Below are 23,582 nucleotides of genomic sequence, written 5' to 3'. Positions count from 1 at the left end.
ACCGTCTTCTCCACTATTTTTCCGATTGCTTGGCAAAGCGATTAGGAAAAAACTCTTCCGTCTGCTTCTCAATAACCGCGCGGCGCTCTGCCGAGGAAAGGCGTTTTGTTGAAGCCAGCACACCGGTTACCTGAGGCTTGCTGCTTCCATTTTCTGTCGTTATCTGCACCGGTTTTTCTGAATTCCCGGGTCTATTTGGTTTACTAGCATCGCTTATCGAAGCGCTTTCTTTGTCTGAATCCTTATGGGAGGCGGCGAGAAATTTGGCGATCGCTGCACGCGACGCCTGTACCCCATTGATGCTTAAGAACTCGCCCATACGTTCCAGTGTCACGTTTGCCTTTTGCAATGTCAGCAGGTCGGCGCGAAAGGGAGCGAGCTTCGATGAGCGTTTCTGTAGAACACCCGTTGCCAGAAATTCGTGTGCATTCATTGTTCGATCCAAAAACACTGTTCCAGCATTTTCTCGCTGTTTCTCGCCAGCGTCTACCAAAAATCTCGCAATTTCAACACACTTCTCTAAAATTTATCGCTTCGTAAACCAGTTTCTCTATAAATTCTCGCCAATTTATCGTGAGTACTATGGCCGCGTACAAATCTAGGGCTTCGGGAGGCACGATGCATATGTATGACAAATGCTCCGCATCTGCCCTACATATCGTGCCCAAAGGGGAAACCCCTTTGGAAACCCTATGCGGGGACCATTCCCAAAGGCTCGGCTTCAGCTAGTTCCTCTGGTGTCATTCTTGCAGGAAACAGCCGTGCCCCGTCGGGGCAATAGTGTTGTGCATCGTATCAGCGTCCTGGCAGGCGAGCCTTCGGGGTTTCAAAGGGTCCTCCCTTTGGCACGATATGTATGTGGAACCCGAAGGGTTTCGTATACATATCCATCGTGCCTCCCAGAGCCTTATATTTGTATGAGTTCGCTACACTCACGAGACATTGGTAAGATTTTAGCGATACATCAGTGAATACAACGAGAAATTCGAGATAATTCTGTGGAAATTGAGAGATTTTCGATAGACGTTAACGAGAAATAGCGAGAAAATGGTAGACTGATTTTTTTGAGCGAACAAAATGAATGCAGACGAATTCTTGGCGACGGGTATCCAACGCAAACGTTCATCGAAGCTTGCCCCCTTTCGCGCCGACCTGCTCACATTGCAAAAGGCGAACGTGACGTTGGATCGGATGGCTGATTTTTTAAATATCAATGGGGTGCAAGCGTCGCGTGCAGCAATCGCCAAATTCCTCACCGCGTGCCAAAAAGATTCAAGCAAAGAAAATCCGTTGATGACAGCAATAGGTACACCAACTACGGGTCAGAATTCAGCAAAACCCGTGTCGGTAACAGGAGAGAGCAAAAGCCTCAGCCCTCAGGTAAACGATATGCTGGCTCCAACAAGTCGCCTTTCCCCGGCAGAACGCCGAGCAGTCATCGAGAAGCAAACAGAGGAGTTTTTTCCCAATCGCTTTACCAAGCAATCCGGAAAATAAAGGAGAAGAGCGCGAGAGCGGTGTGTAGAACGTTTGCGGTCACATTGCACTGGCAAGGACGCTCTCTGAGCCTGATTTAGAGACAAGTGGGCGTGTCAAGTCTTGAGGCCGTCCGACAGCTTGTAATAGCCACCCAGTGCCCCTATCGGCCGTTATACGAGGTGTAATTTCAGCGATGCAGCATGAAGAACAGAAGCGAGGCCGGGGACGACCGGCGACCCTGACACTTGAGCGACGACAGGAACAGCTTCGAAGTGGCGCAGAGGCACACCGCGAGCGTGCTGCGACGGCGGGCAAGATTCGCTTTGAGGCAATGATTGATGCCCGCTCAAGGACATTTGTGGAAACGTACCGTAAAGAGCACGACCTGCCAAATCTCGGAGCCGCGCTTGATGCGATACTTTCTGAATATATGTTGACCGGTAATCACAAAATGGAGTAAAATGTTTTCAAGGTTGGTGCATATCATTGCATCTTCGAAAAAATAGGAAAGGATATGCCCACTATTAGCGTCTTCTACGGAATCATGGTCCAGATGTTCTTCAACGATCACGCTCCGGGCCATTTTCACGTGAAGTACGCTGAGCATAAGGCCGTAATCGAAATTCAGTCGCTAGAAGTCATACAGGGAAAGCTGCCGCGCCGCGCGCTTGCCCTTGTGCTGGAGTGGGCACAGGTGCATCGGGCAGAGCTGCTAGACGACTGGGAACTGTGTCGTCAAATGCAGCATCCTAAACCGATCCAACCGCTGGAGTAATGCGATGGAGTGGGATGTAGTGAATGTCGAAGTGCGAGGCCCGCATACTTTGTTTGTGCGGTTTCGTGATGGCCTTGAAGGTGAAATGCTATTTCAACCTTCTTTTTTTCGAGGTGTCTTCTCACATCTAGTTGATTCTCAGGCGTTTCATGACGTGCGCTTGGTCGATGGGGTTGTGACATGGCCGGATGAATTGGACCTTGCACCGGACGCCATGCATGAAGAGATTGAACGCAATGGGTGTTGGATAGTAAGTTGAAGCACAACGCGGAAAAGAGCCTGCGGTCTTTCGCTACAAGGACATCCGGTTTCACTTCTTCTCCAACGAAGAGAATCCCCGTGAACCGATGTATATCCACGCAGATGGAAGGATGCTAAAGCAAAATTCTGACTGTATCCAGATATCAGATTGGCCAGCAGTAGCGGTTTCAACCGGAGTACGCTTGCGGAGTTGGACGGCGTTGTAGAACAGCGCCGAAACAAGATCGAGAGGGCTTGGAATGAGCACTTCAGCTAAAAAACTTCGCTTTGACGACGACACCATGTGGGTCGAACTGTCGGACGGCCGCACGCTTGGCGTCCCATTAGCATGGTTCCCCCGTCTGCTACATGCCACCCCTGCGCAACGCGCGGACTACCGCATCAGTGTGTCAGGCAACGGACTGCACTGGGAGGCTATCGACGAAGATATTTCTATAGAAGGGCTGCTGGCCGGACATGGCGACATGGCCCAGCGACCTTATCACGCAGCCTGACCGGGAAACACTGAGACAATGCTCAAATATCGATTGATTACCGGACCGGATGATAGTTCATTTTGTCAGCGGATTTCCGATCTTCTCGATTTGGGGTATCAGCTGCACGGTTCTCCCTCTATAACATTTAATACCGCCAAAAATTCAGTCATTGCCGCACAAGCACTTATTTGGCGTGAAAGTGTAGCTGAAGAACACAAATAAAATTTCGTCAAGAATCAATCTCTATCGGGGCGTTGTTCTTGTCGTACTAATAGGAAAACGGACATGTCCACATTGACCACTGCGATTGCGCTACGCGCGGCGATCAACGTGCTTCGTGATTCAGCTTGGTCACGAAAAATGCCCTGTGGGGAGCCGTTGGACGAAGCCTGCGTCCAGCTGCACTTAGACGCTGCTGAAACGCTCGAAGAGTCCCTGTCGGCGCTTCGTGACTACGAGTAGGAATACATTGCTATGGACATGTGGGACATCGATGTGTCAAGCAACGGAGATACCGTTTGGGTGACCGCATATGATGGTTCGTGTATAGGACGATTCAGTAAACGATTCGGGATCGATGTCCACCGGACTTCATCCGAGCAATTGGCAGGCGCTGGACAGTGCCTACATTGCACGCATCAGTCGGCCGGGCTATCCGACTGGCAGGTGTTCCGGGGGGCCATGCTAGAGCATCACGGTATCGAAGTTCCATTCAATGTTGTTCATTTTTGAAATCGGAAAACAAGAGCAAGCGAGATGACCACCACCGTTGGCTCTATACCCTGTCCCTGCCCGCGTTGCGGCAGCCCTGCTATCTGTAGTCCAAGCAAAGGGGTTTGGTGCGTTAAATGCCGCAATCGCACTACCTCGCCTAGCAAGAGATAGGAAAACAGCGTGCGCGGCGATAAACGTACTTCGTAACTTGACTTGGTTACGAAAAATGCCATCTGGGAAGCCGCTGGACGAAGCCAGTGTCCAACGGTATATAGACGGAGTCCCTGTTAGCGCTTCGTGACCACGAGTAGAAAAACGTGATCCTCGGGTCCCGTCCAGACATCCTCTTCCTCGTTGTGCACGGTCACCATGCCCGTGTCGGGTACGTAGCTGATAACCTCACCTTCATGCAAGGCCCCATAGTTGGTTTGGAACGCGACCCATTGACCAATCATGGCGCCGCCGGCGCTGGGCGCCCGTCCTCTATTTCCTGTGTCCAGATGCAAGGTTGGTCCGTGCCGACACATTGCCCAGCGCACCCTACGCAAAAATGGCGCGACGCCAGGCCTTCGCCACGCCACGCCACGCCACGCCACGCAGTGTGCTCGCTCATAAAAGGGGTTCCAATCGTACGGCCTGCTTCGATGGCATAGAAGCGCGCCTCGCCCGGTTGCCCGGCGCGAATCGCCGCGTTGATCTTCCTTTGTACCAAACGCTGCACGCAGCCGATCGACCCACGCGGCGACCGTCGGCATTGCCACGCGTAAAGACGGTACGGAGGGCGGTCGTGGAGCATGACGCGGGATTGAATTCGACATGATGGTTTCCCGAGTGGAGAATCGTCTCAGCAAAAATTCCGGCTGGTCGTGTGCAGTTCGCCGAGTAATGCACTCATGTCGACCAGACGCCGGGCTACCAGATGCCGCACTTCGCCTTCACACTGCCAGACGCCATAGACGCCCAGTAGCGACGCGCCCAACGCTTCACGACGAAAACGCTCGAGCAGCGCTGGCCACACGATGACATTGACCGAACCGGTTTCGTCCTCGAGCGTCACGAACATCACGCCTTTGGCAGTGCCCGGGCGCTGTCGGACAGTCACGATGCCGCAGCCACGCGCGAGACGCCCATTGGGATAAGTGGACAGGACCTGGGCGCTCATCAAGCGTTGGGCGTTCAGTCGCTCACGTAGTAGGGCCAGAGGATGACGACCCAGTGTCAGGCCGATTGCTCGGTAATCGCCAAGAATGGACTCCGCTTCACCTGGCGCGGTCAGATTCGGAGTTTCATCATCGCGCCCCGTGTCGCGCAGCAACGCCTTTTCCGGCGCCGCTGCGACCGCTTGCCAGAGCGCCGTTCGGCGATGGCCCACGAGCGATGACAACGCGTTGGCTGCGGCGAGCAATTCCAGATCGCGCCGCTCGAGCTGGGCACGGCGCGCGAGATCCGAGACATCGCCAAAGGCGCACACCGCACGGGCCGCTTCGATACGCCAAGCAGACTCCTCGCGCATGCCGCGGATGTTGGACAACCCCATGCGCACGGTAGGACGTTGCAGGTCACCTTCCAGCGTTGAATCCCACTCGCTGATCATCACATCGACTGGCAGGACCGCCACACCGTGCCGTTTCGCGTCCTGCACGAGCTGCGAGGGCGAGTAAAAGCCCATCGGCTGGCTGTTGAGCATCGCGCACAGAAACGGCGCCGGGTGGTGGCATTTGAGCCAGGCGCTCGCATACACCAGCAGCGCAAAACTCGCCGCATGGCTTTCCGGAAAACCATACTCGCCGAAGCCCTGGATCTGCGCGAAGATGCTTTCCGCAAAGTCGCGCGGATAACCCCGCTCAAGCATGCCGTTGACGATGCGATCGTAGTAATGCTGCAAACCACCTTTGCGCTTCCAGGCGGCCATCGCGCGGCGCAGGCGATCGGCTTCGCCGGCGGAGAACCCGGCGGCAAGCATGGCGATCTGCATCACCTGTTCCTGGAAGATCGGCACGCCCAACGTCCTCTCAAGCGCGGTCTTGACTTCATCGCTTGGATAGGCGATCGGCTCCAGTCCCTGCCGGCGCCGTAGATAGGGGTGCACCATGCCACCTTGCACGGGACCGGGGCGCACGATCGCGACCTCGATGACGAGATCGTAGAATTTGCGGGGTTTGAGACGCGGCAACATGCTCATTTGCGCGCGCGACTCGATCTGAAATACTCCCACGGTGTCCGCTTTGCAGATCATGTCGTAGGTGGCCGGGTCTTCCGCCGGGATGTCCTGCAGCTCGAACGGCTCGCCGCGCAGATCGCTCACCAGCGCCAAAGTTCGCCGTATGACTGACAGCATGCCCAAGGCCAAAACATCGATTTTGAGCAAGCCCACCGCGTCCAGGTCGTCCTTGTCCCACTCGATCACGCTGCGCTCGGCCATCGCAGCGTTCTGGATTGGCACCATGCGCGACAACTTGCCCGCACTGATGACGAAACCGCCCGAGTGCTGTGACAGGTGCCGGGGAAAACCCAGCAGCTGCACAGCCAGCGTCGCCCACTGCTGGATCAGGGGCGCCGTCACATCAAGGCCGGATTCGGTGAAGCGATGCAGCAAATCGCCGCTCGAGTCGAACCACTGGTGAGCTTTGGCCACCTTCTCGACGATCGTCAGATCGATGCCAAGCGCCTTGCCGGCATCGCGCAGGGCGCTGCGGGGTCGATAAGTGGTGACGGCGGCCGCGAGCGCCGCGCGGTCACGGCCGTACTTGCGATAAATGTACTGGATCACCTCTTCGCGGCGCTGATGTTCGAAGTCGACGTCGATATCGGGCGGTTCGTTGCGCTCGCGGCTGATGAAACGCTCGAACAGCATGTTGCCGCGGCTCGGGTCCACTTCGGTGACGCCCAGGCAATAGCAAACCGCGGAATTGGCCGCTGACCCGCGTCCCTGGCACAGAATGCCCTCGTTGCGCGCGAAGCGCACCAGGTCGTAGACGGTCAGGAAATAGGGTTCGTATTGCAGCTCGGCGATCAATGCCAACTCGTGCTCGATCTGCTCCTGCACGGCGAGCGGGACGCCACGGGGAAACCGTCGGTGCGCTCCGGCATAGGTTTCCTGCCGCAGGTAGTCGGCGGGCGTAACGCCCACGGGCACGACTTCTCCCGGGTATTCGTAGCGCAGTTCGTCCAGCGAAAACGTGCACTGCTCGGCGATCGTCAGGGTCTCGGCGAGCAGCGCCGGCGCATAGAGGTTGGCCAGGCGTAGACGTCCACGCAAATGGCGTTCGGCGTTCGGGTCCAGGTCGTAGCCGCATTCGCCCACCGGCCGGCGCAACCGCGTGGCCGACAGCGTGTCCTGTAGCGGTTTGCGCGAGCGCACATGCATGCACACGCCACCCAGTGCGACCGTAGGCAACTGATAGCGCCTGGCGACCTGCTCGACCGTCTCGCGCATCCATTCGTCGTCGGGGCCGCCGTGAAGTGATAACCCCAGCCACAAACGTTGAAAGAACGTGCGACTTGCCCAGCGTGCATGGGTATCAAATACATCCGCATCGGCAGACCGAACTGCCGGCAATGCGAGAATGACTAGACAGTCCGGCAACCAGCGCAGGTGCTCGTGCGGTGCCACCGGCCGGTCGAAATCCTCGCAGCGGATCAGATAAGCGCCTTTTTCCACGCGTGTGCGGGCCATCGTGATCAGTTCGCACAGATTGCCGTAGCCACTGCGGTTCTGCGCGAGAACGGTCAGTTCCGGGCCATCCGTACCATCCGCGTTCACCAGTCGAAAAAAGCTGCCAATCAAAAGGGGCAGTTGCGCTTCCTTGGCGGCGACATGGGCGCGCACCACACCGGCGAGCGAACACTCGTCGGTGATGGCCAGCGCCGCGTAGTCAAGGGCCGCGGCACGTGCAACCAGTTCCTCAGCGTGCGAAGCGCCGCGCAAAAACGTGAAATTACTGCAACACTGCAATTCCGCGTAGGGTGGCAAGAGAAAGGAATTCGCCATCGCCCATGCTCAGCCAAACAGGCCGTGTAGAAACCAGCGGGGCTCAGCTTCCTCAGCGGCGCCCAGACGTTCGCGAAAAATCCAATAGCAGCAATGGTCCCGGCCCTCGGCGATGAAGTAATCGCGCGCGGTGGTCTGCCCGCTCCACCAGCCGGCCTCAATGCGCTCAGCGGGGGAAGTTATCCGTAAGGGACTACCGTAGAACGGCCGGTGTTGCCGGGTTAGCAAGGCGATTGGCGTTTCCAGCAGCCAAAGTGGGCGGCGCAAGTGCCCGGGCGTTGCCACGGTCTTGGACACCTGCGCCACCGGCGCCCAGCGATTGGCGTGTTCTGGCCGGTGGTCCGTGAGCGGCTGCGGACGACGCACGTTCTCCTCGCCCAGCCGGGCAATCAGCAATTCCAGCAATCGTGCATGGTCCGCAGGCGTCCCGCCGGGCTCCGGAAAGAGCGTATCGCTCAGCGGTGCGGCACTCGCGAGCGAAACCGCGCTCATCCACACAGCCAGCACCGCCGCCGGCAATGTGGTGCGCTCTACGCGTTCCCGTACCAGCCGCAGAATGTGATCCGCATCCGCGGCCGGCTCGCCAAAGGCAATCTCGATTTCCGTTGGGATGATTGCCTCGCGGCCACGTTCGTGAGGCAGCTGCAGACGCAAGCGCCGCACACGGTACTGGCGCGCGCTCAGCCAGCCGCTCAACTGCGTAATCAGTGTCTGCGCGCAGGCGACAATCTCATCGGCGCGTTCGCTGCGATCCGGCAATTCCTGGCGCGCCTCAAACGTATCGGGGAGCGTCAACCATTCGTAGGCCTCGGCTTGCGCACCCAAGGCGCGATCGAGAGCGTGCAGCAATTCCGGGCTCGTGCGTTTGGCGAGGCCCGCGCGCGGCAGCGCGAGGACGTCGACCAGGGTGCAACAACCTAGCCCATCGAACCACTCCGCTGCGCGCCGCGCTTCCGGCAACAACGCCACCGGTACGCAGCCCACCGCGCGGGCCAGCGACTCCAGAGATAAGGTTGCCCTTTCCTGCCCGTGTCGCGCGAGGAGCCACGCGCCGGCGCCGGTCGGCGCGATGCCCAAGCGCCCGGTCATCGCCAGCGCCGTGAGCGTGTCGCGCATCTGGCGCCGCAAAGACCGCACGCCGCCGAATAAGCGCAGGCTCGCGCTGACCTCAACCAGTACCGTCGCCTCCGCGGCGAGCGTGACCTGGGGCGAGAATCGCATCAGGGCCACGGCCGCAGCGAATAAACACGCGTCTTCGCGCTGCGCGTCGCGCTCGCGTAGCGTGACGTTGGGACTCAGCGTCAATACGCCGCCACGGCGCATGCCGACACGTACGCCAGCCAAGCGCGCCGTGCGGCTCATCGTCAGCACGCGCTCACGCTCGAGGATGACCAAGCCGTTGGCATCAGGCGACCACGTCGGCCGATATGCTTCCAGCGACAGGTACGGAAGATGGACGCCGATCCACAGGCGCATGGCGATGACTCTTGAAAAGGGAGGGAGAAAGGGGCACGAACAGCGGCTCATCGCGTGCGGGGCCGCGACGTTTGATGAAGCGCACTGAGACGCCATCAAACGCCGGCGTGAGCCCCAAGCGCAACGGCGCGGGCGATGCGTGGGGCGCGGCCGTCATCGGCCGCATCATGAAAAAAACCGTGTCGCCCGCTTGGGCGGCCAAGTGCAGGCGGCGCAGCGCGTCATTGCGGATCTGCGGTTGCCAGAAGAGCAGCATGCCGCAGGTGCCGGCCCGGAGAATTTGCTCGGCGGCCCACAGGGCATCAGCTACCGAACCTGTTTCGATGCGGTGGAAATTGTCCGGCGGCACCCCCCAATTGGCGACGGCCAGGGCATTGGGCACGTGCGGCGGTTGAAGCAAAACAATCGGCCGCGTGCGCAGTGTGGCTAACGCAGGTTGTAGCAGGCGCACTTCGCCAATGCCTGGCTGCTGGATCAGGAGATCGATCAGCGTGCCGCGGGGCCACCCCCCACCGGGTAACTCAGCCGACAGCCCGGCATGGCCCGTATCGACGCAGCGCTCGCGGCCCTGGGCGAGTTGGGAGCCACGCCAAAGCGATGGATGAATAGTTTGTGGGCTGCTGAGTGCCTTGTGCATACGCTTCCCCGGTGGTAAACACTGTTTTTTTATACAGTATCTTACCGAAGGCGCTTTCGCAAGCTGGAAAATCCCGCGCACATCACGACGGCATTTCGGAAATGCAGTTTGGCTACTGCGCGCCTTGAGTAAAAAGGTACGTTTTTTAGTGGCCGTATCGATAACCTTTTTATACGCGTTGGCGCCGGACACCATCATGCACCCCGCGCGCAGCAATGGCGTCCAGTTCGCGCTGATGATCTAGTCCACGCGGATATTGATCATGATTGGCACATTGCACGCTATAGCCCCGTGTGGACAATAGCGTCGCCACATCGAGCAACATTCACCAGCGCGATCGCTCATCAAGGCACGTGCGCTGGGTCCGCAGTTGTAGCGCGGAATAACAGCCGCCGGCGCCGCGGCGGCCTCCCGAATGAATGCCAGTACCTCGACATAGGATCGCCAAGCAGAAAACTGCGTGATTCACGCCACACATCGTCCCTGTCCCCGGTTCCTATCCCTTCCGGCTTTACCGCAATTCTCTGGCGTATAAGAAACAGCACCATGCCACCAGTTCCTTGAACCGCTAGGTAATCAAATAAATATTATAAACTGTACCTACATTCATAGAGTTTGTTAAAATATGCTTTCCTTGCATTGAGGCAAACCCATACATCACAATGATATATTGTGCCTCTGCAAGGTTTTCTCCACGAAAGGCCAGGAACAAGTAATGTCTAAACAATCCGAACTCGACAAGTTGATCCAGGAAAAGGCGAAGCTTGACGCCCAAATTCAAGCGATGCGTGCAGAGGCACGCGGCAGTGCTCTCATTGAGGTCAAAGAAACAATTGCCGCGTTTGAACTCACTGCGGCAGAACTTGGGTTTGGCACGCGGGGTTACGCTCGGAAAGAGAGCGTGAGTAAACAACGCAGTGCGGTCGCTCCCAAATATCGCGACCCCGAATCGGGAAAAACCTGGTCGGGCCGTGGAAAACCGCCGCTTTGGATTGCCGGCAAAGACCGGGATGGTTTCGTCATCGTGTAAAGAAATTTTAGGTGGCGCGTCGCGCCCCTTTACAAGTTTTTTATTACTAATAGACCTCAAAAAAATAAAACAGATTGTCAATAACTAGCACCAATAAAATGCATTACGCTCTGTTACTGCAACTCAAGTGGCATCGATTTACTATCGCATAACGAATGTGTTTGAGACTTCAGCTACTGGCGCGGCGGCATATTTGATTACTATCATCTCCCTTCCAAATCAGCATCATGCTACGTTTTTATTGCACAAAAAAGCTTTTGGATCGAATCGGAGAGCGACCTGCGACGGAAGTCTCAGGCATTTCTGGTAAAAATCTATCAAACTGGTATACGACGATACTATTTTTGAAACCGCAAATCGCGCTATTAGTCAATGAATGCACCTTGCTGCCGTTATTAATGCCGTTGGCGCCGGAAAAAACATTAGCGACAAGATTCCCCGCACATCTGGCGGAAATATTGTCGCTGCACGGATGGCGTCCCGATCGAATCGAAAGCGAGTTGCGTCAACTCGACGGCCACCAATTCCTGAAGACCGCAAATCGCAGTGTGCTGGGCATAATGAACGAATTTGCGTTTTCCGCAGAGGTCTATAAGCACCATCACCGAAGTGATGACACGCAAAGAATAGCGCTGGCCTTAGCAGAAATAGTTTTTAAACCGATCCAGTATCAAAGCCCATCACAGTTACTTGCTGTCATTGAAGCACATGGCAGCAATCTGCATTAATCAGGCTGCAGTGTATTGGTTGCGAACTGCCTCTCAAAATCGAAACATCACACAATGGATAAAGCGACCATCAATGCCATTGATCCTGCACGCCTGACGGACATCATTGCGGATGTCGCGGAGCTTCATCCTCATGTTTGGCGTCGGCTGTGCTTTGCGTCGGCAGTTCAAGCCGGGATAAATGTCCCGGAAGCCGCCCATGCATGGCTGGAAGCACTTCAGGCGCAAACATCGTTCCTTAGTGCCGACCAAGTGACTGAATTGGCCTCAGAACTGGATGCATTGAGAAAAGGCATTGTTCGTGATGTCATCGAAGTTGCGCCAATGCTCGCGATTGAATTAATGTGGGAATTTTTTACCCTGGCCGAAGGTATCTTTGAGCGAACCGCCGAGGAAGCAACCGAGGTCAGTGATATTTTCGACCGTGCTTGCACTGATCTTATTAGTATTGCGATAAGCACGGGTACAGGACCGGCGTTATTTGCGACGAGGATCGCAGCCGCACAGGCATCTAGTCAGTACGGCGAGTTTCGAGAGCTCATTCAGGCGGTCAACGCCGCGCAAGCCAATGCCCCAACCTTTTTGTCGAAGGTAAATTCATACTTACAAAAGTCAACGTCATAGGTTAAACATATTTTGCAGAACACCGACTTTAGCGTTTTATCTAAGAAATCTCGATAGTAAATATATTATAATAATCACAAAACCAAAAAAATCTATTTTGCAATGTGATATGACATTATCCTTTTGCAACGAGTGCCGTTCTGTTATTGTTAACGGACTATTCTATGATTTTTCAACGTTTGAGGAAGCTGTGCTTTTTGTCTCAAATGTGAAATCTGGCATTCCGCCGCAGCTCGCATATAATTTTTTTACAGCACGCTGTGTGCGGCACTAGCATGCATAACTCATAGGTACTAGTAAAAACTGACCTCTTCGCCTACGTTGATAACGGGAGTTATCATAAGTGGCATTCGGCATACTGCCTGTTCGATGAATATGCCACTCTGACATGGAAGACCGTTTTTCGGCCGAAGCGGTCGTTTAGCACCTGTCCGCTCAATGACCGCAGTAAGATGCAAAGCAGACATCGCAGCAAGAGAAACCGCAAACCGTATTCGGTGGTCGGTTATTGACGCGGGGGCGCTCTTCCGAGCCTCCCACTTCGCTACGTCTTTTTCTTAGCCTCAAGCAATCATCGATTGAATTTCCCGATGCGCCTTTACAGTGGGGAGAACAGGGTTGCACCTAGATACCGTATCTAAGCAGCGGCCCTGGCTCGGATCAAATGCAGCACTGTGACCAACTGATCAACCTGATCTGCGAGAAAAATTGCCTCGGGCCCGGAAGGGCACATATCGACGAACGGGGTCTCATAGAGACGCGATGCATCCATAACCCCGTTCTGCATAAGTTCCTCGACGATGAGGTTGATGAACTCGATCTGATCAGGGGTCGCGGTCGTTCCGCTGATGAACTCGCTGAACGCCTGCATCGCGGATTCGCGCTCCAGACCTACCAATGACCGGATGAAAAACCCTAGGCCCTCACTCTGTTCGGTCGCAGACTTGATGAGTTCCGGCGATCCCCCTGCCTCGATCAGCATTTTATTGAACTCTTCGAGGTCGGCTGCTGTCAACGGCTGGTTACGACGCAGTCTCTGCAAAGCCAGATGGTTCTCGTGCGCCCGCAGAAACGCTCTGGCCTTTTCCTTGAACTTGGCCATGTTGAGGCCCGCCGTGACCTGTGGCAGCGTGACTTCGGTCATGTCGCCGAGCTCGTCCTCGAAGTCCGTATAAACGATCTTCTTCATGATTTTCGGAATAAGCTTGATGAGGGCGCGCAGTCGACGACGTGCGGTTTCCAGCATCGGCACGGTGACGTCTTCCCACCATTCGTCACTTGCAACTGCACTGATGAGAACGATCTGCGCCTTGATCGCGGGAATAGCGATCTGTTCCTCAAGTTCGCCTGCAATCCTCTGAATCTTCTCGCGAAGCCCTACGAACCCTGTTCCGGCTTGCAGAATGGTGAGTTGTGCACGTAAAACCAGCATATCGAAGCGCTTAGCCTCTTCGTCACTGTCGACGAGCATGGTCGGCAAGTCAGCGACACGATCGGACAATTCATGGAAGTCCTCCTGCGAAAGCGACTCCCAGGCATCGGGCTGACTGAATTTGTCGACAAACTGGCGCCGCGGCCGAACCACGAAATTATCGACGTTCATCGCCGCAACCTGAGAGTGCAGCAACGCCGCCGTCTCCTTGCGCAACTGTCCTTCGGAAAGATGACCGCCATAAGGTGGCGGCTCAGGCTCATTCATTTCGCCTTGCGCCCGTTCGTCGAGTGTACCGATCATGTCCAGCCGCGCCTTGAAAAGGCGCATCCCGAGCGGCTCTGTGGTCGAACCTTCAGCGAAGTCCTGACTCGCACCGAAGAATTCCAGGTTCTGGCAGAAATCGAAGATAAAGAATTCCTTCTTGTCCTGCCCTGGCCCGAACAGATCAGGACGAAGGCGCGTGCCACGTCCGACCATCTGCCAAAATTTTGTCTTCGAGCGCACCGCCTTGAAGAAGACGAGATTGACGACCTCCGGAACGTCGATGCCGGTGTCGAGCATATCGACCGACACCGCGATATGCGGCATCTTCTCAGGCTTCGAGAAGTCGTCGATGATAGTTTGAACGTACGTGGTCTTGTACGTCACCATCCGCGCAAAGTGCCCTTTGTACTGCGGATAGTTGGCGTCGAAGCGCTTCGCGATAAACTCGGCGTGATCGTTGTTCTTCGCGAAGATGATGGTCTTGCCGAGCAGATCGCCGCCAGCAACTTTTTGCCCTTTCGTCATGAGCACTTCGAGTGCCTTGTCGACCGTATCGATGTTGAACAGCCACTTGTTCATGGCCTCCGTATCAACTTCGGCTGGCATCGTACCGTCTTCGTTCCATTCAACTGCGTCCCATTCCTCTTTCTCTTCTTCGGAGAGATTGTCGTAACGAATTCCTTCGCGCTGGAACTTGAGCGGGACGGAAATCGGCACGGGCGGCACGAGATGCGAATTCGCGACGGCTTCGTCGAGACCATATGCGTCGGTCGGGACGCCCTTTTCGAGGTCGAACAGGCTGTACGTATCCTTGTCGACCTCATCCTTAGGCGTGGCGGTCAGACCGACGAGCATCGAGTCGAAATAATCGAAGATCGCACGATATTTCCGATACACGGAGCGATGAGCTTCGTCGATGACGACGAGGTCAAAATGTCCGACGCCGAAGCGCCGAACGCCGTTGTGGGCTTCATCGATGAGTCCCATCATCGTCGGGTACGTTGACACGAACACACGGCCCTCGGTGTACTTGTCCGTCACCAGATTGACCGGCGACGCATCAGCCAAATGCGTCTTGAATGCGCCGACCGCCTGATTGACAAGCGCCACGCGATCTGCGAGAAACAGAATGCGTTTGGCCCAGTTGCAGCGCATCAGCAGATCGGCGAGCGCGATGACCGTGCGCGTTTTGCCGGTACCCGTCGCCATCACGAGCAAGGCCTTGCGCTGGTTGTCGACTTCGAACGTTTCTCCGACACGACGAATGGCGCGCGTCTGATAGAAACGCTCCACTATCTTCGTGTCGATGGCCGCCTCAGCGAGCGATTTGCGGCTCGTGCGGCGCTGTATCACAAGTTCGAGTTCCGACTTCTTGTAGAAGCCCTGCAGTGCGCGACGCGGATAGGACTGGTCATCCCAAATCCAGTTTTCATAGCCGTTCGACAGGAAAATAATCGGGCGCTGTCCGTGTTGCTTTTCCAGGCAGTCGGCATAGAGCTTGGCCTGTTGCTCGCCCTCCAGTGGACTCTTGGTCGTGCGCTTGGCCTCGATCAACGCCAGCGGCTTGCCGTCGTCGGCCGAGAGCACGTAGTCAACATAGCCGATGCCTTCGTTGTTCGGCATGCCGGTGACTTTGACTTCGTGGTCCTTCGCCGGGTCGAGCGTCCAGCCCGCTTCCCTGAGCATCAAATCGATGAAAGCGCGACGCGTATCGGCTTCCGAATAATCGTGCGTGTCCGGCTGCGCGCTGTTGGCTTTTTTCGCGGCCGCAACTTCCTCGCGCAGTTTTTGGATTTCTTCGTCGAGCGCAGTTTTATCGGCGAGAAGATCGGAAAGGCGTTTATCTTTCGCGGTCAGTTCGGCGTTGAGGCGCTGGATTTGTTCGAGCGTCTTCGCGGGTGGCGCCGTGGTGACTGGCTTCGGAATCAGGTCGAGCGAGAACGTGAGGCTAGGATCGGGCCGAGTGGTGCGGCCGTAGGTGCGGGCAAGCCAATAACAGAGATGGAAGAGTTCGCGCGCGGCGCTTTGCGCATCGGTTACCGTAATTTTCTTGACGCCGTGGACTGCGTGATTGCCCAGCTCCTTGATGAAACGCGTTTTGGTGAAAAGCGCCTCGCCGACATTTTGACGGAACGTCGGTTCGTGGATCAATGCGCTGAGATTGTCCTGGTATGGGAGCTTGAACGCTTTGTCGTGCGTGTAGAGCCATGCGACCGCGATTTCCAGCGCGCGACGAGCGTAGAAGCAGGACACGCGCGGATCCGTGTTTGCAGATGCCTCCGCCCTGCTCGCCGCGTCGAAGAGCATGGACCATTCGGGGGAGAGGAAGGCGAAGTTGGTCATGTTTTTAGCTGTTTTTATAGGGTGCCGGCGAAGGCATCATGTTGAACCGAAGCGAACAAGCTGTCTGACTTCGCCATATCCACTTCGCAATCAAGCTTTATCTTACAAATTTGTTCAATCTTCCGAGCAAAGCCCTGCTGAGCAGCAAGCGGCGGCAACTCGATGCGCATCTTCTTAAAATCTCCCAAGGAAAATCGAGCGCGGGTTGCCGCCACTGTAAACTCGGATATCCTTAGTCTGCCAAGTGCCGAATTGAGATAGGCCTGAATGAACTCTGGGAGCACCAGTCTCTGATCGACACGAATGCGAATTACATCCTGAGTAATAATAGCCTTGGACTGCCCGGACGGGTAGATTGCTGCGATGCCGGGTGGATCACCCACCTTCGCCACCAAGACGTCACCAGGACGGACCTCGCATACGCTCAACGCTTTCGCTTTTTCCTCCGAAACGCACGCTTCGCTCACACGAAGATATTCACCATCTCGAATATCACGAATATAAACAACGGGAACCCCGACAAGCTGCAATTCGCTCGTAAGTAAATCGCTGCCGAATGGGCCATTCACAAACGACCCTCTGGTCTTGTCTGCGATTTCTCCTAGTAAAGATTCAACCGCGTTGCCTCGGCTGGACTTCCAGAACTCCTCGAAGACTGCTTGTTTCAATGTCTCTAGGTACGTGAGCGTTTCGCGCCGTTTGACGCGCAGCGCGTCGGCTTTATCGAGAATCTCGGCGATGCGGCGTTGCTCTTCAAGCGAAGGAATGGGAACTTCGTATTTCCAGAACTCGCTCATCACCATCCGGGGCATTTTGGCGCCGGCTACAACGTTCGACGCAAAGCTCAAGAAACGTGGAGACCTTAGAAAGTAGGCAAGATACTGCGGCACAACCCGAGTCGTATCGCAGCGCATTGGAACCAATTCGGTCGTCGCATAGCCGCTTTGGTCCGCGACAACGACTTTATTCAAATATGGTCGAAGCTTCGAATACAGTACGGTACCTTTCTCAAATCGATGAACAGACGGTCCTAAGTCGCCGGGTGCGACAAACTCCTTTTTGAGAACGCGTCCGCTCCCGGATTCCACTTGATCTAGGTTGAGCAACCACGTCGGCGTCGTAGGTCCGCTAGGCCTAGCCTTCGGACCGCCGAGCACCAGATCTTGCATTGCGCACATCGAGAAACCTTTCACTTCAACATCCCCGCAAGCTCCTTCATCCCCGCCTGAATCTCCGCCTCCAGCGCATTCAACTTTGCCAGAATTTCCAGCGGCGGCAAATGCTCGACCGCCTCGTGCATTACTTCCTTATACCGATTGATCGACAGGTCATAACCCTGCGCCGCGATGTCCGCCTTCGCCACGCAGAAGCTCTGCTCTGTGCGCGCGCGCTTCCGTTCCGAAGTCTCACGCGCATTCCACCGCGCGAGCACATCCGGCAAGTTGTTCTTATCGTGCTCCGCGTCCGTCAACGGCGTCGCGGGCGCAACGCCAAGCTTGTCCTCGCTCAATAACGGCTGACGCTTGTCATCGAGACTGCGCCCGTCGGCTTCCATGTCGTAGAACCACACGTGATCCGTGCCACCCGAATTGGTCTTCGTGAAAAGCAAAATCGCAGTAGACACACCTGCGTAAGGCTTGAACGCGCCCGAGGGCAATGAAACGATCGCATCGAGCTTCTGATCTTCGACGATCATCCGCCGCAATTCCTTGTGCGCCTTGCTTGACCCAAACAGCACTCCATCCGGCACGATGACCGCCGCGCGTCCACCCGTCTTCAACAATCGCAGAAACAGCGCGAGAAACAGCAGTTCCGTCTTCTTCGTCTTGACGATGCTCAACAAGTCCTTGGCCGTATTCTCAAAATCCAGCGAACCGGCAAACGGCGGATTAGCAAGAATCAGCGAATACTTCTCATCGTCCTCCGCATGACCTTGCGCGAGCGAATCCTTGTAACGCACGTCCGGATTGTCGACACCATGCAGCGCCATGTTCATGCTGCCGATTCGCAGCATCGTGTTATCGAAGTCGTAGCCGTGGAACATGCCGTGGTGGAAGTGCTCGCGTTCAACGGCATTCCGGAACATCGCAGGATGCTTCTCACGCAGATATTCGCCCGCTGCCACCAGAAACCCGCATGTACCGCTGGCCGGATCGCAGATCACATCCGCCGGCGCGGGCGCAGTGAGTTCGACCATCAACTGGATGATGTGCCTCGGCGTGCGGAACTGGCCGTTCTGCCCGGCGCTCGCAATCTTGCCGAGCATGTATTCGTAGAGATCTCCCTTCGTGTCGCGATCGTCCATCGGCACATGGTCGAGCATGTCCACGACCTTGGCCAGCAAACCCGGCGTCGGAATGGTGAAGCGCGCGTCTCGCATATGATGCGCGTAGGTCGAGCCATTCACATTCATCGTGCGCAGAAACGGAAACACGTGCTTATCGATTAGCGTGAACATGTCCGGCGCGGCAAAGTGCTTGAAGCGCGACCAGCGCATGTCATCGTAGGGTCGTCCGCCGGAGTCGGCGCCGTCGGGGAAGATGCGCCGAGTCATCGGCTTCCTCGTGACCGTGGCTTTGCGCTCTTCCAGCGTATGGATATCATCCAGACGACGCAGGAACAGCAAGTAGGTAAATTGCTCCATGACCTCGAGCGGATTTGAAATCCCGCCCGACCAGAAGGCATTCCAGATGGAGTCGACTTGATTGCGTAGTGCGCCAATAAGCATCGATATATACTTTTTGAGATAAATGGCCTCAAAGCGGATAAACGCGTGAGGCTGGAGTTTGCTCGATTTTACGCGAAATGCTCGTCGATTATGTGGGAGAGAACGATCTGCGTTGTTGGCGTAGGCGCATGGCCCCGGCACTTATCGTTTCGACCGCCGAGCAGGCCCTGCCAGTGCTCGCTGACAGATCAGAAGCGACATTCCGTTTACTTAAAAGAGCAGCCGCTCCAACGGGCTCACGACATCCACGACGAACGACCGCTTCTGATTCGCTCGAGACCTTCGAGAGACTAAGAAATTTGCTCCAGCAATGGCCCCTTGTGGCCGATATCCGACCACCAGATCGAAATCCCGCCTTTTCATCTGGCTATGTCTGCTTCGTGGCTTATTCCGGTCGTCGGCGGCCATAGTGCCAAGTGGCCGCAAAGGCCGAAAAGCCGCCGTCGCGAGAATGTTGAATTCGACCTGCAACATGTCTTATGTTAAACGGTTAGCGGCGCAATGCCTCCATTGTTGCCGTTCTGAGCTTTGATCGCTTACCGATGACGATCAACTTCCAGGCGGTGCCAAGCTCATCATCGACCCACTTCGGCTGCATCGCGCCCAAAGTGGCGGCAGCCATTTCACAAAGCCGCAGCCCGGCTGCTATGTCAAGCTTCAACATAAAGCTGGCTCGCTCCCCTGCCGGCGTACCCGCACCCGGCTTCACGGGGGCAAACAAAAAGTCGCGGTGGACGCGCGTCAATCCATGGTGCACCTTAACCTGCGTTGCCTTGCGCTCGTCCGTCGAAACCTTGATGCCGACCCAAGCGTTGAAGTCGAGATAGCACATAGCGTCGCCGGTGAGTAATCGGTACTGCTAGTGGTGACTTCACGCTCTTCGGATTTATACACAGCAGAAGTCCCGCTTTCTCGGCTCAAGCAACGGCCAAGCGTAGATCTCACGAGTTGGACTTCAGTCGTTCTCGGGCGAGAGCGATCGCTTGGTGCAACTTGGCCGCCAATGCTTCGCGGGGTGGCAAAACGGTGAGGTACTCGGCGACGTGAATGCCGCTTTTGTCTAATTCGAGCAATTCGATTTGCTCTTGCTTCTTGCCGGCGCACAAGATGATCCCGATCGGAGAGGCTTCACCAGGCTCCTGTTCATGCTTCGCGAGCCAACGCAAATATAGCTCCATTTGGCTTTTGTGCTCAGCCTTGAAAGCGCCCAGCTTCAATTCGACCGCGACAAGCCGTTTCAGCTTGCGGTTGTAAAATAGGAGATCAATGTAAAAATCATCGTCATCAATCAAAAGACGCTTTTGACGGGCAACGAACGTAAATCCAGCGCCCAATTCTAGTAAAAAATGCTCCATTTCCCGGAGAATGGCATCCTCTAAATCGCGCTCAAGATAGCGATCGTTTAAACCCAGAAAGTCCAGGATGTACGGGTCCTTCAACACCAGCGAAGGCGTTATCTGCTGCGACGCTCGTAATTCTGCGATTTCGCCCTTGATCACTTCTTCGGATTGCCGTGACAGCGCACTTCGTTCAAACAGCATAGATTGGACGCGTTCCTGCAGTTGGCGTGATGACCACCGCTCTAGACGGCATAGTTCGATATAGAAGTCGCGTTTGAGCGAATCGTCGATATAGATCAGCGCCTTGATATGCGTCCAGCTCAATTCTCTCCGCACTGCGGAGAGAATTGCTTCATCTGGAAAAACCTCCGCCACACGCAAGCAGTGTCGCAGCTGCTGTTCACTCCACCCGCGGCCATATTCAGCCTTTAGGCGACGCGCCAACGCGGGAAGTATTTCTTGACCGTATGCCGCCCGGCTGCCACTGAGGACAGTGGTGCGAATTCGACCGCCGACTTTCCAGTAAAGCAGGGTCAGCTCAGCGTTGACCACGGATGCTGCACGAGCCCGAGCGTCGTCAATAAGCTGTCTTACGTCGTCAAGCAATGGTGTAGGAACTAATTGGGTCATAAGACAAGGCATCGGTGTTGGGCTTTAATGCATAAGAGGCGAGGAGTCACCTTAATGCAAACGGCGCGCTGACGTAATAATAAACTGCCGCGTTGAATTCTCTCCGCGGTGCGGAGAGAATTGCCGTTCCCTCACCATAGTCAGATCTTCCGACGTTGTTTAATAATGTCGCCGCCAATAAAACGCTGCCGCCCTTCAAGTACAGATTGCTTACCTGTGCGTATAGCGATGTGGTCCAAAGCGAGACCTAGCCCAAGATCGTTGCCAACCATCAAAGTGTCCATTGTGCCGTTCCGCAGCCCGAACAGACCCACCGCTTTATGCCGTTTTATCTACTTTGTTCGTCATGCGTCAACTCGGGGTCACGCAGCAAATACGTCAAATATGGAATGATCATGAGTTCGCCGCGTTGCGTGATCGATGCCGTGCAGTTCCCCAATGCGCAAACCCAAATAGTGTTGGGGCAACGCGTTTGTACCGCTGTCGGCGAAAAGCAGAGCAAGTCTGCTTTATTTTCACGGCTCGCGCGTGGCCCAACGGCGGCGGTTCGACGACGACATAGCCGTCGGTTGCACTTGCGGAATTGTCGAATTTGCCGGGCTCTGCATAATCCAAGCGCATGTAAAATCGTATTACCTCAATTTAGCTCGCCACCATGCTGCGCCTACATTGCACCAAGAAACTGCTGGATCGCATCGGCGAGAAACCTTCCATCAGTCCGGTGCCCGCCGCTGACAGCGGCACCCATCTCGCCACTTGGTATGCCACAATGCTATTTTGGAAGCCGCAAGTCGCGTTACTGGTGAATGAACGCACTTTGTTGCCGGTGCTTATGCCACTCGCGCCCGCAAAAACGCTAGCGACGCGATTTCCCGCGCATCTGGCTAATGTTCTAACGGCTCACCGATGGCTTGCCCATCAGATCGACGCCGAAATACGGCAGCTCAACCAGCATCAGCTGCTTAAGACCGCCAATCGGAGTGTACTGGGCAGTTTGAGCGACTTCACGTTCTTAGCCGAAGTGCATAAGCAGCATGACGGATCCGACGATCTCCCACGCATTGCTTTGGCGTTGGCGAACACGCCTTGCGCTCCGATTCGCTACCAAAGCCCATCTGATTTGATCACAGCCATTGGCGCAAGCGGCGCAGCGATGCATTGACCACTGATCTTTCTTGCGATCGTCGAGCTTTTTATTGAAATAACTGAAGAGGCATCGCGCTATGCATAAAGTGACCCGGTTGGCCATCCCCCCTGACCGGCGGGACAAGGTTCTCGCCGACACGGCAGAGTTGCATCCCGATATCGGCCGACGTCTGCACTTCGCAGAGGTGGTTCACGCCAACGCAGATATATTTGACGCGGCCACCACGTGGCTTGACACGCTTCTGGATCAAACGACGTTTCTCACTTCTCGTGACATCGCCGAAACAGCCGTTGAGCTCGACGCCTTGCGCCTAGCGATTGTCGACGATGTCGCCAACGTGCATCCCGGTGAGGCCGCTGATTTGCTGTGGCGGTTTTTTACGCTGGCTGAGACTATTTTCAACCGAACCAGCGAAGAAGGGTACGAAATCAGTCGGGTTTTCGACCAGGCATGCGTCGATTGCGTGACGCTCGCGATTCGCGCCAAGACACTGCCAAATACTTTCGCCCACCACATTCGCACCGCGCTCGCAGCAGATGGCTATGGCGAGTTCGGAAATTTGATGCCGTCCCTTGATGCCCCACGTCCAGGCAATTCGGCGTATGTTGCTGCGGTGAAGGCGCACTTGTCACCCTCGTAACCCTCCGCCCATGCACTGATTGACGTCCCTCCTTCCTGCAGCGAAAACACGTTACAGCGTCGGATCTAGATTCACCCCGGTGCGCGGCGGCATTTGGCTGACCAAACAGCTTCACCGCTTTTTCCCGACTTATCTTCTTTCCTCATCACGCGGGGGGGGGGCATCGCACTCGGTCGCCAAGACGGCAGCTAGCGTCAACACGCGATCGCCAGTGTAGAGTTTTTGGAGGTGCAAGCGGGCAGCGGCAAACAAATACGTTGGCGTTCGGCGAAGTAAGCGGTCATATTCGGCCAACGTCGCCGCCATACACGCACGCTCATCAAGTGTGGGCCGTGCTACCTCCCCTTCAAAATCATGAACCACTGCGCGTTGTAACGCCTCCTCAACGACCACCATGATTGCCAATCCTTCACGAGTCAGTTCGTCGCCTAGGAACAAATACGTCAGATACAACATGGTCATCAATTCGCCGCCCTGCGTCATGGATGCTGTGCCGCCTTGCCAACTAACGAAGGCCAGGTGGTGTTTGAGCGACGTGCTTTGTACCGCTGCGGGCGACAAGGGGACGGTGACTGTCAAGGTAGTTGGAACGTGATCTACGCGGCCTCTAATTCAGGCAAGATGCTTCGCATTTCGTGATCTGTTCGCGGATTAAGCCAGACACTGCCAATAGGTTGCCAGTTGCGCAGTTGGCCAGACCATCGTGCCGGGTGTTGCTGCCGTGCAAGTTCATAGAGCTGTTTGCGTTTTTCAAGAATCAGCGCATCCTCTGCCGCATGGCGTTGAGCGGGTGCGACGAACCGTATCGCACTATGGCGATGCTCGTGGTTGTACCAATTGATGAAGTGATGCACCCACACGCGT

At 55.8% G+C, this 23,582-nt stretch carries 23 protein-coding genes and 1 pseudogene; 12 read left to right on the top strand and 12 right to left on the bottom strand.

Translation table 11 applies throughout. The features are described from left to right. Positions 1 to 13: 13 nt before the first annotated feature. Positions 14 to 433, bottom strand: a complete 420-nt coding sequence (locus OVY01_RS22375) for a hypothetical protein (protein WP_267849844.1) — start codon at positions 431 to 433, stop codon at positions 14 to 16. A gap of 644 nt (positions 434 to 1,077) precedes the next feature. Here OVY01_RS22375 and OVY01_RS22370 point away from each other — a divergent pair. From OVY01_RS22370 to OVY01_RS22340, 7 genes are all read left to right on the top strand, one after another. After that, positions 1,078 to 1,497: a hypothetical protein gene (locus OVY01_RS22370; protein WP_267849843.1), complete on the top strand. Its 420-nt coding sequence runs from the start codon at positions 1,078 to 1,080 to the stop codon at positions 1,495 to 1,497. Positions 1,498 to 1,672: 175 nt separating this feature from the next. Next, positions 1,673 to 1,939 carry a hypothetical protein gene (locus OVY01_RS22365; RefSeq protein WP_267849841.1) on the top strand — a complete coding sequence of 89 codons (267 nt, stop codon included), beginning with the start codon at positions 1,673 to 1,675 and terminating at the stop codon, positions 1,937 to 1,939. A 54-nt stretch (positions 1,940 to 1,993) separates the two neighbouring features. Then, positions 1,994 to 2,254 (top strand): DUF4160 domain-containing protein, encoded by a 261-nt coding sequence (locus tag OVY01_RS22360; RefSeq protein ID WP_267849840.1) that lies wholly within the window; start codon positions 1,994 to 1,996, stop codon positions 2,252 to 2,254. Between the two features lie 4 nt (positions 2,255 to 2,258). Beyond that, positions 2,259 to 2,513, top strand: a complete 255-nt coding sequence (locus tag OVY01_RS22355; protein WP_267849839.1) for a DUF2442 domain-containing protein — start codon at positions 2,259 to 2,261, stop codon at positions 2,511 to 2,513. A 241-nt stretch (positions 2,514 to 2,754) separates the two neighbouring features. Then, positions 2,755 to 3,009, top strand: coding sequence for a DUF2442 domain-containing protein (locus OVY01_RS22350; protein WP_267849837.1), 255 nt, complete (start codon positions 2,755 to 2,757; stop codon positions 3,007 to 3,009). Positions 3,010 to 3,027: 18 nt separating this feature from the next. After that, positions 3,028 to 3,213 carry a DUF1737 domain-containing protein gene (locus OVY01_RS22345; RefSeq protein ID WP_267849836.1) on the top strand — a complete coding sequence of 62 codons (186 nt, stop codon included), beginning with the start codon at positions 3,028 to 3,030 and terminating at the stop codon, positions 3,211 to 3,213. A gap of 63 nt (positions 3,214 to 3,276) precedes the next feature. Next, the gene (locus tag OVY01_RS22340) at positions 3,277 to 3,453 is read left to right on the top strand and encodes a hypothetical protein (protein WP_267849835.1); all 177 of its coding nucleotides are present in this window, start codon (positions 3,277 to 3,279) and stop codon (positions 3,451 to 3,453) included. Positions 3,454 to 4,549: 1,096 nt separating this feature from the next. Here OVY01_RS22340 and OVY01_RS22335 read toward each other — a convergent pair. Genes OVY01_RS22335 through imuA form a run of 3 tightly spaced genes read right to left on the bottom strand, consistent with a single transcriptional unit; the run spans position 4,550 to position 9,809 of the window. After that, complete coding sequence (locus OVY01_RS22335; protein WP_267849834.1) at positions 4,550 to 7,696, bottom strand: error-prone DNA polymerase; 3,147 nt, start codon at positions 7,694 to 7,696, stop codon at positions 4,550 to 4,552. Between the two features lie 9 nt (positions 7,697 to 7,705). Beyond that, entirely contained in the window at positions 7,706 to 9,172 is a 1,467-nt protein-coding gene (locus OVY01_RS22330; protein WP_267849833.1) for a Y-family DNA polymerase, read from the bottom strand. Then, on the bottom strand, positions 9,102 to 9,809 hold the full coding sequence (imuA, locus tag OVY01_RS22325; RefSeq protein ID WP_267849859.1) for a translesion DNA synthesis-associated protein ImuA: 708 nt from the start codon (positions 9,807 to 9,809) through the stop codon (positions 9,102 to 9,104). Before imuA ends, OVY01_RS22330 begins: the two co-directional genes overlap by 71 nt. A 715-nt stretch (positions 9,810 to 10,524) precedes the next feature. On the opposite strand from imuA, the gene OVY01_RS22320 reads away from it, so the two are divergent. The 3 genes from OVY01_RS22320 to OVY01_RS22310 all read left to right on the top strand — a co-directional run bounded on the left by OVY01_RS22320 (position 10,525) and on the right by OVY01_RS22310 (position 12,191). Next, positions 10,525 to 10,839, top strand: a complete 315-nt coding sequence (locus tag OVY01_RS22320) for an H-NS histone family protein (protein WP_267849831.1) — start codon at positions 10,525 to 10,527, stop codon at positions 10,837 to 10,839. Positions 10,840 to 11,066: 227 nt separating this feature from the next. After that, positions 11,067 to 11,567 carry a DUF6933 domain-containing protein gene (locus OVY01_RS22315; RefSeq protein ID WP_267849829.1) on the top strand — a complete coding sequence of 167 codons (501 nt, stop codon included), beginning with the start codon at positions 11,067 to 11,069 and terminating at the stop codon, positions 11,565 to 11,567. 54 nt (positions 11,568 to 11,621) lie between these two features. After that, positions 11,622 to 12,191 (top strand): DUF6880 family protein, encoded by a 570-nt coding sequence (locus OVY01_RS22310; RefSeq protein ID WP_267849828.1) that lies wholly within the window; start codon positions 11,622 to 11,624, stop codon positions 12,189 to 12,191. A 637-nt stretch (positions 12,192 to 12,828) separates the two neighbouring features. Here the strand turns inward: OVY01_RS22310 and OVY01_RS22305 are convergent. The 6 genes from OVY01_RS22305 to OVY01_RS22280 all read right to left on the bottom strand — a co-directional run bounded on the left by OVY01_RS22305 (position 12,829) and on the right by OVY01_RS22280 (position 21,215). After that, positions 12,829 to 16,233, bottom strand: coding sequence for a DEAD/DEAH box helicase family protein (locus tag OVY01_RS22305; RefSeq protein WP_267849827.1), 3,405 nt, complete (start codon positions 16,231 to 16,233; stop codon positions 12,829 to 12,831). Between the two features lie 14 nt (positions 16,234 to 16,247). Next, positions 16,248 to 17,402, bottom strand: a complete 1,155-nt coding sequence (locus tag OVY01_RS22300; RefSeq protein WP_267849826.1) for a restriction endonuclease subunit S — start codon at positions 17,400 to 17,402, stop codon at positions 16,248 to 16,250. Between the two features lie 20 nt (positions 17,403 to 17,422). Beyond that, positions 17,423 to 18,961 (bottom strand): type I restriction-modification system subunit M, encoded by a 1,539-nt coding sequence (locus OVY01_RS22295; RefSeq protein WP_267849825.1) that lies wholly within the window; start codon positions 18,959 to 18,961, stop codon positions 17,423 to 17,425. Positions 18,962 to 19,451: 490 nt separating this feature from the next. Continuing rightward, complete coding sequence (locus tag OVY01_RS22290; RefSeq protein ID WP_267849824.1) at positions 19,452 to 19,793, bottom strand: hypothetical protein; 342 nt, start codon at positions 19,791 to 19,793, stop codon at positions 19,452 to 19,454. A 109-nt stretch (positions 19,794 to 19,902) separates the two neighbouring features. Beyond that, positions 19,903 to 20,931: a PDDEXK nuclease domain-containing protein gene (locus OVY01_RS22285; RefSeq protein ID WP_267849823.1), complete on the bottom strand. Its 1,029-nt coding sequence runs from the start codon at positions 20,929 to 20,931 to the stop codon at positions 19,903 to 19,905. Positions 20,932 to 21,071: 140 nt separating this feature from the next. Then, positions 21,072 to 21,215, bottom strand: coding sequence for a hypothetical protein (locus OVY01_RS22280; RefSeq protein WP_267849822.1), 144 nt, complete (start codon positions 21,213 to 21,215; stop codon positions 21,072 to 21,074). Positions 21,216 to 21,586: 371 nt separating this feature from the next. On the opposite strand from OVY01_RS22280, the gene OVY01_RS22275 reads away from it, so the two are divergent. Further along, entirely contained in the window at positions 21,587 to 22,093 is a 507-nt protein-coding gene (locus OVY01_RS22275) for a DUF6933 domain-containing protein (protein ID WP_267849820.1), read from the top strand. 61 nt (positions 22,094 to 22,154) lie between these two features. Next, the gene (locus OVY01_RS22270; protein ID WP_267849819.1) at positions 22,155 to 22,718 is read left to right on the top strand and encodes a DUF6880 family protein; all 564 of its coding nucleotides are present in this window, start codon (positions 22,155 to 22,157) and stop codon (positions 22,716 to 22,718) included. Positions 22,719 to 22,847: 129 nt separating this feature from the next. On the opposite strand, the gene OVY01_RS22265 is transcribed toward OVY01_RS22270, so the two are convergent. Next, entirely contained in the window at positions 22,848 to 23,201 is a 354-nt protein-coding gene (locus OVY01_RS22265) for a thioredoxin domain-containing protein (protein ID WP_267849817.1), read from the bottom strand. A 113-nt stretch (positions 23,202 to 23,314) separates the two neighbouring features. Further along, positions 23,315 to 23,582: pseudogene (locus tag OVY01_RS22260) on the bottom strand (hypothetical protein); the annotation flags it as partial.

This window comes from Robbsia betulipollinis (genome assembly GCF_026624755.1).
GTDB classification, from domain to species: Bacteria; Pseudomonadota; Gammaproteobacteria; order Burkholderiales; family Burkholderiaceae; genus Robbsia; species Robbsia betulipollinis.
The sequence above is the reverse complement of the archived record's forward strand: the minus strand, read 5'-3'. Positions and strand labels throughout refer to the sequence as shown.